The following is an 11,291-nucleotide window of genomic DNA, read 5'->3' on the forward strand; positions in this document are numbered from 1 at the left end:
CCCCGCCGGAGGCGACACCCCCGGCAGCACCCCGAGCAGCACCCCCGGTGATCCTTCCGGGGACGCCGCCACCGGCGGCGACGCGGCCGAGGCCCGTGAGAACGCCCACGAGGCCCGCCGCGAGGAGGCCCAGGAGACGGCCAGGGTCTCCACCTTCGGATCTCTCAAGATCCGCAACTACCGGATCTTCTTCGCGGGCGCGGTCGTCTCCAACACCGGTACCTGGATGCAGCGCATCGCCCAGGACTGGCTGGTCCACACCCTCACCGGATCGGCCGCAGCCGTCGGCGCCACCATCGCGCTCCAGTTCCTCCCGATGCTGCTGTTCGGGCTCTACGGCGGCGTGCTCGCCGACCGCCTGGACAAGCGCAAGCTGCTGATCTGCACCCAGTCCGCGATGGGACTCACCGGGCTGACCCTGGCCGCGCTCACCCTCAGCGGGAACGTGGAGGTCGGCCACGTCTACCTGCTGGCGTTCGTCCTCGGCGTCGTCACGGTGCTGGACAACCCGGCCCGGCAGACGTTCGTCTCCGACATGGTCGGTCCCGCGCTGCTGCGCAACGCCGTGTCGCTCAACTCCGCCAACTTCCAGACCGCCCGCATCGTCGGCCCGGCGGTGGCCGGTGTGCTGATCACGGCGGTCGGCAGCGGCTACGCCTTCCTCTTCAACGGGCTCTCCTTCATCGCGCCCGTCACCGGTCTGCTGCTGATGCGGGTCGCCGACCTCAACCCGGCCGAGCGTTCACCACGGGCCAAGGGGCAACTACGGGCCGGGCTGCGGTATGTCGGCGCCCGCCCGGAGCTGCTCTGGCCGATCGTGCTGGTGGGCTTCATCGGCTCCTTCGGCTTCAACTTCCCCATCTGGGTGGTCGCCTTCACCGACCGCATCTTCGACGCCGGGGCCGGCACCTACGGCCTGCTGAACGCGCTGATGGCCGTCGGCTCGCTCACCGGGGCGCTGATCGCCGCCCGCTGGGGCACCAGCCGCACCCGCTGGACCGTGGCCTCCGCCGGGCTCTTCGGCACCCTGCTGATGGTGCTCGCCGGCGCGCCCTCGATCTGGGTGTTCGCGGCGGTGCTGATCCCCACGGGGCTGGTCGGCATGACATTCATGATCACCGGCAACACCAGTCTCCAGCTGGCCAGCGACCCGGGGATGCGCGGCCGGGTCATCAGCCTCTACATGATGGTCTTCCTCGGCGGCACCCCGTTCGGCGGACCGCTGATGGGCTGGCTGACCGACAGCTACGGCCCCCGGGTGGCGCTGCTGCTCGGCGGCGCGATCTGCGCGAGCGCCGCCCTCGGTGTGGCAGCGATGCTGGGCCGGGTCGGCGGTCTGCGGCTCCAGCTCCGGCTGCGTCGTGGCAGTCCGCTGATCGCCTTCGTCCCGCGCAAGCCGGTGGCGGACACCGCGACAGCGACCGCCGCCTCGGAGGCGTCACCCGAGGAGCGTGCGCCGAAGGACGGGACGGCGAACGGGACGACGGCGGCCCCCAGCGCCGACGGCGCGGCGGAAGGGCCCGACAGCCCCGCCCGCCGGGTCGGCGCCCGCTCCTGACCCCGTCGGCGTCCACCTCGCTCGGAGCCCTGGCGGGCCCGGTGACCATCACCGGGCCCGCCAGGGCTCCGTCGTTCCCGGCACAGAGGGCGCGCCCCGGGCTTCCCCGGCGCGGGCGCGGTGAGGCGGGCGGTCAGACCCGGCGGGTGAGCAGCTGGCCGGGCCACTCACCGACGGTGAAGGTGTGCGCGGGCTCGAAGCCCTGGCCGCGGTAGTAGCGGACCAGGCGTCCGTCGTCTCCCGCGTAGCAGTCGACGCGCAGCAGCTCCACGCCCCGGCGCCGCGCCTCGGATACCGCGTGTTCCAGCAGCGCGGCGCCCACGCCCCGTCCGGCGAAGGCGCGGTGGGTGACCAGGAGCTGGACGTAGATCTCCGGCTCGTCCACCGGGTCGACGTAGGGCTGCGGCTGCGAGGAGAGGGTCAGCGCGCCTGCGGGGGTGCCGTCGTCGTCCGGCTCGGCGATCCAGGTCTCGCCCACCGTGAGCCGGGCGGTGACCTTCTCGACAGCCGAGGGCCGCTCGGACCACGGCTCGGTGCCCCACTGGCCGGTGCGTCCCTGCTCGCCCAGCCAGGCGACCGCGCTGTCCAGCATGGCCAGTACCGCCGGGATGTCACCGGGCCCGCCCCGTCGAATCTCCATGCCGGAATCCTAGGCAGAGGGCCGGGCCGTCCGGGAGTGAGCGCCGGGGGTGCGCCACCGGCGTGCGGGGGTGTGGCGCTCGGGCGCGCGGGGTGGGGTGGCGATGTGCGGCGCCGGTGACGGGGCCCGGGCGGCGTCCCAGTACCGTGGTGGCGTGGATGCCAAGACGAGGACGCGCGTAGTGAGCGGTGCCCTGGTGCTGCTCTTCGTGGTGACGTTCGTGGTGGGCGCGCTCGGCCGCTGAGCCCGGACGCGGTGACGCCGGGTACCCCGCGGTGGGATACCCGGCGTCCGCGTGCCCTGGGGAGGGCGGTGTCACCAGGCGAACGCCTCCGGCGCGGTGCCCGGCCCGGGGAAGATCTCGTCCAGCGCGGACAGCACCTCCGGCGTCAGCTCCAGTTCGACGGCGCGCAGCGCGGAGTCCAGCTGCTCCTGCACGCGGGGACCGACGATCGGGCCGGTGACGGCGGGCCTGCTCAGCAGCCACGCCAGGGCGGTCTCGCCCGGGTGCAGGCCGTGCTTGTCGAGAAGGTCCTCGTAGCTCTGCACCTGCTCGCGCAGCTTGGTGTTCTCCAGCGCACGGGTGGAGCGGGCGCCGCTGCCGCCCTCGCGCTCCTTGCGCAGCGCGCCGCCCAGCAGGCCGCCGCCGAGCGGGGACCACGGGATGACGCCGAGGCCGTAGCTCTCGGCGGCAGGGATGACCTCCATCTCGGCGCGGCGCTCCACCAGGTTGTAGTGGCACTGCTCGCTGACCAGCCCCAGGGAGCCGCGGCGGCGGGCGGTCTCGTTGGCCTGGGCGATGTTCCAGCCGGCGTGGTTGGAGGAGCCGACGTAGAGGACCTTGCCCTGCTGGACCAGGACGTCCATCGCCTGCCAGATCTCCTCCCACGGGGTGGAGCGGTCCACGTGGTGGAACTGGTAGAGGTCGATGTAGTCGGTCTGCAGCCGCTTGAGGCTGGCGTCCACCGCGCGGCGGATGTTCAGCGCGGAGAGCTTGTCGTTGTTGGGCCAGACCGGGCTGTCGTCGAGCTGCATCGACCCGTAGCACTTGGTGGCCAGCACGGTCTTCTCACGGCGGCCGCCGCCCTGGGCGAACCAGGTCCCGACGATCTCCTCGGTGCGGCCCTTGTTCGCACCCCAGCCGTAGACGTTGGCGGTGTCGAAGAAGTTCACCCCGGAGGCCAGGGCGGAGTCCATGATGGCGTGGCTGTCGGCCTCGTCGGTCTGCGGGCCGAAGTTCATCGTGCCCAGTACCAGGCGGCTGACCTTGAGTCCGGTGCGTCCCAGCTGTGTGTACTTCATGCCGTCAGCTAACGCCCTGGAGTGCGCTCCAAGCAAGGGAACCGCCGCCGGCGCCGGAGGCCCCCGGGCGAGCTCCGCCCGGACCGCGGGCACCGGGCCCTGGCCCTGCCCGCGGCAGCACGGACCACGTCCCGCACCGGTCCCGTCGGCGGCTGCGCCGGCGCGACCGGCGATGTCAGTGGTGGACGCCAGACTGACGGCACGACAGCGGCGGGGAGCCCGCCGACGGCTGGAGGGTGTTGCGCATGGACGACAACGGCGGACGGCTGGGACGGCTGCGGCGCATCAGCGAACGGCTGGAGCAGCGCGTGCCGGAGCCCTCGGAGGGGTCCTGGCGGATACGCGTGAGCGGCGAGGAGCCGACTCTGCCGACAATGGAGGACGTGCCGTTGATCCGCACCGACTTCAGCGACGACGTGACCTGGGCCTCGGTGCGCGACGCGGTGCTGGCCCCGCACCCGCAGGGCCGGGGAGAGGTCTTCCGGGCGGACGTCACGCCGGTCGACGACCGCAGGTTCGCGGGGCTGACCGGCGCAGAGCTCGTGGCGCGCGTCCCGGCGGACCCGGAGTGCCCCGAGGACCCGTCGATGACGCTGCTGGTGGTCGCGGACGCCACCACGATGACCTCGGCCGAGCACCACCTCCTGCTCGTGGCCATCGACGTCAGCGCGAACGACCTGATGCGCCGGCTGCGCACCACCCCCCGGGCGGTGCAGATGGTGGAGAACAACCTGACGGGGGCGAACATGGGCTGGGACGAGTTCGTGGATTCCGCGGACGACGACGGCGTGGTGCGGGAGAACTGAGCCGCCGCGGCTAGCCCCGCTCCGCGTGCCGGGCGGCGACCACCGCCGCCAGCAGGTCGCTCTCCAGCAGGGTGGCGTCGGCCATCCGGGTGCCGGCCGCGTAGGCGTTGAGGGCGGCCTTGGTGACGCGGAGCGCGGCCGGGGAGCGGCGGACGACGGGTTTGATCCATCCGGTGACGACCGCGTCCAGCTCGGACTCCGGGACGACCTTCTGGAGCACCGAGATCGCGGCCGCCGCCTCGGCGTCGAAGGTGTCACCGGTGAGGATGAGTTCGCGGATCCGGGCGGTCCCGGCCTCGCTCAGCAGCCGGGGGAGGGCGCCGCCCCAGACGGCTGGCAGCCCGAGGGCCAGCTCGGGCAGCCGGTAGCGGCTGGTGTCGGCGCCCACCCGCAGGTCGCAGAAGAGGGCGATGCCGAGCCCCGCGCCGATGACGCCCCCGTGCAGCCGGGCGATGGTGACGGCGTGGCTGGTGGCGAGCGCGTCACAGACGCGGCGGGCCTTGACCCCGAGCGTGCGGATGCCGGTCCCGCCCGGGTCGCGCCCGGCCAGGTCGGCGAACTCCCGGCGGTCGCCGCCGAGGCAGAAGTCGTCGCCCGCGCCGGAGAGCACCACGACCCGCACCCCGGGGTCGTCGGCGACGGCGTCCAGGACGGTGGTCATCTCGTCGAGGAACGTCCCGTCGACCGCGTTGCCCGCGTCGGGGTTGTTGAAGTGGATGCGTACGACAGGCCCCTCACGTCTGGCCAGAAGGGTCTTGAAATCTTCGTACACGCCGTCAGTCCTTGCTAGTTGGGCAGTGGTGGAAGTCGGTGACCGTGCCGCGTCGCGTCGTGCCCGTGGCCCGTGGCCGTGGTTACTGGTTCCGGACGCGTCCCCGGGGGCCGGGCGACGGGGCGTCGTCAGCCCTCGCGGACGCGCATGCCGGTCATCCGGCGGAAGGCGACCCGCCGGGACCAGGTGGGGGCTGTGGACACCCGCAGCCCCGGGAGCCGGACGGTGAGGGCCCGCAGCAGCTCGGTGGCCTCCTGGCGGGCCAGGGCGGCCCCCACGCAGTAGTGGGCTCCGCCGCCGAAGGCAAGGTGCATGGAGAGCTGGTTGCCCTGGCGCCGGATGTCGAAGACGTCCGGCTCGACGATGTGGTCCGGATCGTGGTTGGCGGAGCCGATCATCAGGTGCACCATGCTGTCCCGGGTGACGGTGACCCCGCCCAGCTCCATGTCACGCGAGGCGACGCGGCCGGCCATGTGGATCGGCGGGTCGTAGCGCAGCACCTCCTCGACCGCGCCGGGCACGAGCCCGGGGTCGGCCAGCAGCAGGCGCCGCTGGTCGGGGTGCTGGTCGAGCAGCCAGACCATGGTCGGCAGCAGGGTCGCGGTGGTCTCCACGGCCGCCACGAACAGGAACATCACCAGGTAGAAGACGGCGGACTCGGCGGCCTCGGGGTCGGGCTCCAGCTCGTCCCAGACCCGCAGCCAGCGGGAGATGACGTCGTCGCCGGGGTTGAGCCGCCGGTCGTGGACGAGGGCGGTGAAGTAGAGGCGCAGGCCCTGGGCCGCGTTGTCGGCGGAGGCGAGGTCGGTGGGGGTGGGCAGCAGCTCCTGGCACACGACGTGCTCGTGGGTGAGCCACAGCAGCAGCGGGTAGTCGGCCCGGGGGAGGTCCAGCCAGGCGCCGATGACCTCGATGGGGAGCTGGTCGCCGACGACGGCGCCGAAGTCCGGTTCCTCGCCGTCGCGTATTCGCTCCACGAGGGTGTCGAGCAGTCCGTCGACCGACCCGGCGACGGTGCCGTGCAGCTCGGCGAGGGTGGCCCGGTCGAAGACGTTGCCGATCGAACGGCGATGCCGGGGATGGTGCGGGGAGTTGAGGCCCTGAAGGGTCCGGCTCAGCTCCTGGTGCGCGAAGCCGGTCCAGCGGTCGCCGCTCTGGCGTGCCTTCCACTCCGCGTCGATGGTCTGCCAGTCACGGCCGCGCAGGACCTGGTCGCAGAGGTCGTACCGGGTGACCAGATGGCCGCCCCAGGGTGTCGGGAGAACGGGACCCAGCGCCCGCAGCCGCCGGTAGACGGGGAACGGGTCGGCCTGTCCGCGCGGAGAGCGCAGCCGGGACAGGTGGGAGACGACGGATCGCGTGCCGACGGCTGTCGGCTGCGCCACGGAAGCCACGGGGATTTCCTCCAACTCCGATACGTGCGCCAGGCGATGACGTCCCCGGGGCCACACCGCCCCGGGGACCGCCCGGACGGGCCGTCATCGCACATCTGATCGGTAGTCGATCAGCAGAACCTCGAAGGGCTACCCTTCGACGCGTGCCGTTCACACATGCCAGAGGCACTTGTGACGACGCTCGCATGTTCCCCACATCGTTCAAGCCAGAACTTGCACGGCCGTGGCGGCCGTTTTCTCCTACTCGCGCCACCAGTTGAGGAAGCCACTCCACCAGCCGCCCTTGGGGCCGCGACGCCCCGCGGCGTGCCGGCCGGTGTGCTCCGCAGCGCCGGCCGACGCCTGCGCGGCGGCGAACGGCCGCTCGGTGACGACCGGGGTGAAGTGGGCGGGCAGCGTCGCCAGCGCCCGGTGGTAGATGCCGGGCCGCCAGGTCAAGGACTCGGGTGCCACGGACAGTTCGACGTCCGGCAGCTGGTTCAGCAGCTTCTCGATCGCGGTCACCGCGATCAGCTGCGCCGGGTCCTTCGCCGGGCAGGCGTGCGGGCCCGCGCTCCAGCCCAGGTGCGCCCGCTTGCTGACCTGCTGGCGCGCAGACGACAGCGCCGGGTCGGTGTTGGCGGCGGCGAAGCTGATCACCACCGGGTCACCCGCCCGCAGGTGCGAACCACCGAGGTCGACGTCGTGCAACGGGTAGTGCACGCCGTAGTTGGCCAGCGGCGGGCTGTTCCACATCACCTCGTCCAGGGCGTCCTCCACCAGCAGCCCCGCGCCGTGGACCCCGCCGAAGTACCTCTCGTCGGAGAGGATCAGCAGCAGGCCGTTGGCTATCAGGTTCCGGGTCGGCTCCGAACCGGCGCCGCCCAGAAGCACCAGCTGGTGCATCATCTCCTCGTCGGAGAGCTGCGCCGGGTGCGCCATCATCCAGGAGGTCACGTCCTGGCCCGGGTGGGTGCGCTTGTAGGACACGAGCGCCATCACGCTCTCCAGGATCTCCCGGTTGGACTTCTCCGGGTCGACCCCGTCGAAGATCCCGGACATCCCGGAGATCAGCTGGTCACCGATCTCCGGCGGGCAGCCGAAGAGTTCGTTGAAGACCAGCAGCGACATCAGCTTGGAGTACTCGTTGAGCAGGTCGGCGGAGCCCCGGTCGCCGAACTGGCCGACCAGGTAGGTCGAAACCCGCTCGACGTGCCGGGTCAGCAGGTGGGAGTCGATCCGCCCGAGGCTGTCGGTGATCGCCTGCCGCAGCCGCAGATGCTCGGCGCCGTCCGAGAAGAGGCTGTTGGGCCGGTAGGCCATCATCGGGACCGCGGCGCTGTCCATCGGCACCCGGCCCTCGTTGAAGTCCCGCCAGCGCCGGGAGTCCTTGCCGAACTCCTTCGGGCTCTGGAGCACCCGCAGCGCCGCCGCGTAGTCCGTGACGAGGTTGGCCGGCACGCCCGGCGCCACCTCCACCGGCGCTGCGGGGCCGTACTGGCGCAGGACCCGGTAGAAGCCCTGCGGGTCCGCGGCGAAGTCCGGCCCCCACAGCGGCACGGGGGCCATGCCGACCTGGTGGGCGGGACACCCCGGTGGCGGGGACGCGGAGTGGTGGTCGGTGTGCCGGTCCATGGTCGTGGCTCCTAGCTGGTCCGTGTCTGGAGGTATTTGACGAGGGCGATCAGCGCCCCCGCGGACGACTTCTCGTCGCGGGCGTCGCAGGTGACGATCGGGGTGTCCGGCAACAGGTCGAGCGCTTCGCGGAGTTCGTCGTCCGGGCGGGTCGGGGCCTCGCCGAAGTAGTTGACCCCGATGGCGTACGGGATGCCGTAGCTCTCGACGAGGTCCATCACCGGGAACGACTCCTCCAGCCGCTGCGGGTCGATCAGCAGCAGCGCGCCGAGCGCGCCACGCGTCATGTCCTCCCACACCTGCACGAACCGCTGCTGTCCGGGGGTGCCGAACAGGTAGAGCACCAGGGTCTCGCTGAGTGTCAGCCGGCCGAAGTCCATGGCCACGGTGGTGGTCGTCTTGCCCTGCACCCCGCGGAGGTCGTCCACGTGGGCGCCGGCCCGTGTCATCGTCTCCTCGGTGCGCAGCGGAGGTATCTCCGAGAGCGTGCCGATGAACGTCGTCTTGCCCACCGCGAAGTGCCCCACGACGAGGATCTTCGCGGCGACCTGCACCGCTTCGGGCAGATAGGTGTGGTCATCCGAAGCGAGTCTGGAGTCCATCCAGCACCTCCTGCAGAACCTGGATATCGGTGAGCTGGGCCGCTGGCACCGGATTACGGGTGATGATCTGGCCGCTGCCGGCGAGGTCGGACAGCAGCACCCGGATGACGCCGATCGGCAGGCCGATGTGGCCCGCGATCTCGGCCACCGAGAGATAGCCGCCGGAGCACAGCTCCAGGAGCGCGCGGCGTTCCGGGTCGAGCTGCGCCTGCCGGGCGTTCCCGGCGGCGACCGTCACCAGGGTGACGAGCTCGAACTCGTCACCCTTCGGGAGATCCTGCCCGTTGGTGATGACGTACGGGCGCACTAAATCCACGGAGTCGTGTCCCCCGTCGCCCGCCCTCATGAGCCGATGCCGGTGTTCTCACGGGGCGGGCTCGTCATCGCCTTGCCGAGCTGGCCGACGAGCTGCTGCATGCGGAAGGTGATGTCGGCCATGTCCACGTTGATCGACGCCGAGACGGCCAGGTAGGCGCCCGCGCCGGCGGAGATGAGGAAGACCCAGCCGCCGTCGAACTCGACCAGCGTCTGACGCCACTTCATGTCGTCGCCGCCGCAGAACCCGGCGACGGTGCGGCTGAGGGACTGCATGCCGCTCATCGCGGCGGCGACGGTGTCCGCCTCGTCCCGGCCCACCTCGCGCGAACGGGCCATCAGCAGACCGTCCGCGGAGACCAGCAGCGCGTGCCGCGCCTCGGGAACCTCCAGCGCCCTGTCAAGCATCCAGGACAGATCGTTGTTCACAGGAATTCATGCCCTTCTCGGTCCGTTTCGGCTGTGCGGCCCGACTGTGTCCCCCGCTGGAACGCGCCCATGATCGACGCGGTCTCCTCGTTCGACCTGGCCGGCGCCTCGCCGCCCTCCGGTCCCTGTCCGACGATCGTCATCGGGTTGCGGCGGCGGCGCTTGGGAAGCCCGCCGCGTGTGGTGGCGCGTGGCTCCGGCGCGGCGGCGGCCGGCGGACCGGCGTCCCGCTCGGGGGCGGGCGTCCGCGGTGCCGGGTCCGGTACGGCGCGGGGGCCCGGAGGCGGCGCGGCGTGACGTCCGGGGTGTCCGCCGCCGGGCGCCGCGTGGAACCCGGGCGGAGGCCCGGGAGGAGGCGAGGAGTGGGGTCCGGCGTGGGGTCCGGGAGGAGGGCCGGCGTGGGGTCCGGCCTGCGGAACTGCCCGCGGCATGTGCGCGGCCGCCGAAGTCACCGGCTGGGCCGGGGAGGGCCCGGGCGCCACGGCGGGCGGGGTGAAGAGGTGGTGGCCCGGCGCGCCCGGGGCGTGCGCGGCGCTGTCGGGCTCGGGCATGCTGGTCAGCAGCTCCTGGGGCAGCAGAACGACGGCGCGCACGCCGCCGTAGGGGGACGAGGAGTCGACGGAGACGCTGAAGCCGTAGCGGGCCGCGAGCACACCCATCACCGCGAATCCGAACTGCGGCGGGTTTCCCAGTCCGGTCACGCCGGACACCGGATTGGTGAGGAGTTCCGCGGCGCGCGTCTTCTCCTCCTCGTTCATGCCGACGCCGGCGTCGTCGATGACGATGCAGACGCCCTTGGGCACCGACCGGATGTTGATGTCGATGGTGGTTTCGGGCGCGGAGTAGCTGGTCGCGTTGTCGAGCAGTTCGGCGAGCGCGAGCGCGACCGGTTCCACGGCCTGGCTGATCACCGCGAAGCTGGTCTGCGAACGGATTTCGATCCGGGTGAAGTGGCGGACGCGGCCCTTGGCGCTGCGCGCCACGTCGTAGACGGACGCGACCGAGCGGTGGCGGCCGAGCCAGCCCTCGCACAGCACGGCGATGGACTGTGCCCGGCGGCCGAACTGGGAGTTCATGTGGTCGATTTCCAGGAGGTCCTGGAGGATGTGCTGGTCGCCGTATTTCCGTTGAAGTCCGGAAATCGCGATCTGCTGTTCGTTGGCGAGGCCCTGGAGGGTTCTCATGGCCGTTTTGAGGGCGGTTCTGGTGCCGTCCTCGGCGCGGTTCTTCGCTTCTTCCACGGATTCGGTGAAGCGCTTTTCCAGCGCCTCGTTCCGCTGTTCCAGCGCGGATTTGTCCCTGCTGGCGCGACGGCTTTTCCGGTGGGCGGATATCGCGAATGCCGCGGCCACCGATATGCCCGCGACCAAACCCCAGAACACTGGATCGTCTATGTACGCTGTCATGAGACTCTCTTGGAGGGATTCTCGTGTGGTGGGGGCGCTGGACCATGTGGTCCGGCCCCGGCGGCCGTTCCGGCCGGCGCTGAGAGCGTGTGTGTGAGCCCGGCGCGGGCGGCTATACGCACCCGGACGGCGGGCGCGCGCGGCGGCGCGGTGCGGCGGTGGTCAAAGGGCTGATCGTGCACTGCCCTGATGACGGCATAACGCTCCTCGGGGTGACCGGTGTGTTTTCCCCGTCTTCGACCCGCCGTGCGAGCGCGATGATCGTATCATCAAGGCCGACGGTGAGGAGCGGCAATCATCTTCCGGGATTCGGTCAGGATATGCCGGACGGAAGACTGCTGACGATACGTCAACAGGCGGTCAGGGAGTTGTCGCGCCGTGTGGAGAAGTTGTCCGAAGGGCTTCGCAGGGCGGTGCAATCGCCCCCGCACCGCCCTTACCCGGCCCGCCCCG

General features: G+C 71.6%; 11 protein-coding genes. 2 read left to right on the forward strand and 9 right to left on the reverse strand.

Annotated elements, in window-relative coordinates:
* Positions 1–1,558, forward strand: a 1,558-nt coding sequence (locus tag E0D90_RS18255) for an MFS transporter (protein WP_307721154.1), incomplete at its 5' end; no start/stop codon positions are given.
* Between the two features lie 133 nt (positions 1,559–1,691).
* Here the strand turns inward: E0D90_RS18255 and E0D90_RS18260 are convergent.
* Positions 1,692–2,198: a GNAT family N-acetyltransferase gene (locus E0D90_RS18260; protein WP_130799278.1), complete on the reverse strand. Its 507-nt coding sequence runs from the start codon at positions 2,196–2,198 to the stop codon at positions 1,692–1,694.
* A gap of 315 nt (positions 2,199–2,513) precedes the next feature.
* Complete coding sequence (locus tag E0D90_RS18270; RefSeq protein ID WP_103502835.1) at positions 2,514–3,500, reverse strand: aldo/keto reductase; 987 nt, start codon at positions 3,498–3,500, stop codon at positions 2,514–2,516.
* Between the two features lie 245 nt (positions 3,501–3,745).
* On the opposite strand from E0D90_RS18270, the gene E0D90_RS18280 reads away from it, so the two are divergent.
* Complete coding sequence (locus E0D90_RS18280; RefSeq protein ID WP_130799281.1) at positions 3,746–4,306, forward strand: DUF6924 domain-containing protein; 561 nt, start codon at positions 3,746–3,748, stop codon at positions 4,304–4,306.
* Positions 4,307–4,316: 10 nt separating this feature from the next.
* Here E0D90_RS18280 and E0D90_RS18285 read toward each other — a convergent pair whose 3' ends face one another.
* The 7 genes from E0D90_RS18285 to E0D90_RS18315 form a co-directional block, all read right to left on the reverse strand.
* Complete coding sequence (locus tag E0D90_RS18285; protein ID WP_130799282.1) at positions 4,317–5,078, reverse strand: enoyl-CoA hydratase/isomerase family protein; 762 nt, start codon at positions 5,076–5,078, stop codon at positions 4,317–4,319.
* A gap of 128 nt (positions 5,079–5,206) precedes the next feature.
* Positions 5,207–6,472, reverse strand: a complete 1,266-nt coding sequence (locus E0D90_RS18290; RefSeq protein ID WP_130799283.1) for a cytochrome P450 — start codon at positions 6,470–6,472, stop codon at positions 5,207–5,209.
* A gap of 240 nt (positions 6,473–6,712) precedes the next feature.
* A complete protein-coding gene (locus tag E0D90_RS18295; RefSeq protein ID WP_130799284.1) occupies positions 6,713–8,086 on the reverse strand; it encodes a cytochrome P450 in 1,374 nt (457 codons plus the stop codon).
* Between the two features lie 11 nt (positions 8,087–8,097).
* Positions 8,098–8,688: a GTP-binding protein gene (locus tag E0D90_RS18300; protein WP_103502830.1), complete on the reverse strand. Its 591-nt coding sequence runs from the start codon at positions 8,686–8,688 to the stop codon at positions 8,098–8,100.
* The gene (locus tag E0D90_RS18305; protein WP_103502829.1) at positions 8,663–9,034 is read right to left on the reverse strand and encodes a DUF742 domain-containing protein; all 372 of its coding nucleotides are present in this window, start codon (positions 9,032–9,034) and stop codon (positions 8,663–8,665) included. Before E0D90_RS18305 ends, E0D90_RS18300 begins: the two co-directional genes overlap by 26 nt.
* Entirely contained in the window at positions 9,031–9,432 is a 402-nt protein-coding gene (locus E0D90_RS18310) for a roadblock/LC7 domain-containing protein (protein ID WP_103502828.1), read from the reverse strand. The genes E0D90_RS18305 and E0D90_RS18310 overlap by 4 nt, the downstream gene beginning before the upstream one ends.
* Positions 9,429–10,838, reverse strand: a complete 1,410-nt coding sequence (locus E0D90_RS18315) for an ATP-binding protein (RefSeq protein ID WP_130799285.1) — start codon at positions 10,836–10,838, stop codon at positions 9,429–9,431. The genes E0D90_RS18310 and E0D90_RS18315 overlap by 4 nt, the downstream gene beginning before the upstream one ends.
* Between the last annotated feature and the right edge of the window lie 453 nt (positions 10,839–11,291).

This window comes from Streptomyces otsuchiensis, assembly GCF_004305975.1.
Taxonomy (GTDB): Bacteria; Actinomycetota; Actinomycetes; order Streptomycetales; family Streptomycetaceae; genus Streptomyces; species Streptomyces otsuchiensis.

Excerpts from the sequence above, each read along its gene's own strand:
- E0D90_RS18305 (WP_103502829.1), bottom strand. The coding sequence starts at position 9,034 with ATGAGGGCGGGCGACGGGGGACACGACTCCGTGGATTTAGTGCGCCCG.
- E0D90_RS18295 (WP_130799284.1), bottom strand. The coding sequence starts at position 8,086 with ATGGACCGGCACACCGACCACCACTCCGCGTCCCCGCCACCGGGGTGT.
- E0D90_RS18315 (WP_130799285.1), bottom strand. The coding sequence starts at position 10,838 with ATGACAGCGTACATAGACGATCCAGTGTTCTGGGGTTTGGTCGCGGGC.
- E0D90_RS18270 (WP_103502835.1), bottom strand. The coding sequence starts at position 3,500 with ATGAAGTACACACAGCTGGGACGCACCGGACTCAAGGTCAGCCGCCTG.
- E0D90_RS18300 (WP_103502830.1), bottom strand. The coding sequence starts at position 8,688 with ATGGACTCCAGACTCGCTTCGGATGACCACACCTATCTGCCCGAAGCG.
- E0D90_RS18260 (WP_130799278.1), bottom strand. The coding sequence starts at position 2,198 with ATGGAGATTCGACGGGGCGGGCCCGGTGACATCCCGGCGGTACTGGCC.
- E0D90_RS18280 (WP_130799281.1), top strand. The coding sequence starts at position 3,746 with ATGGACGACAACGGCGGACGGCTGGGACGGCTGCGGCGCATCAGCGAA.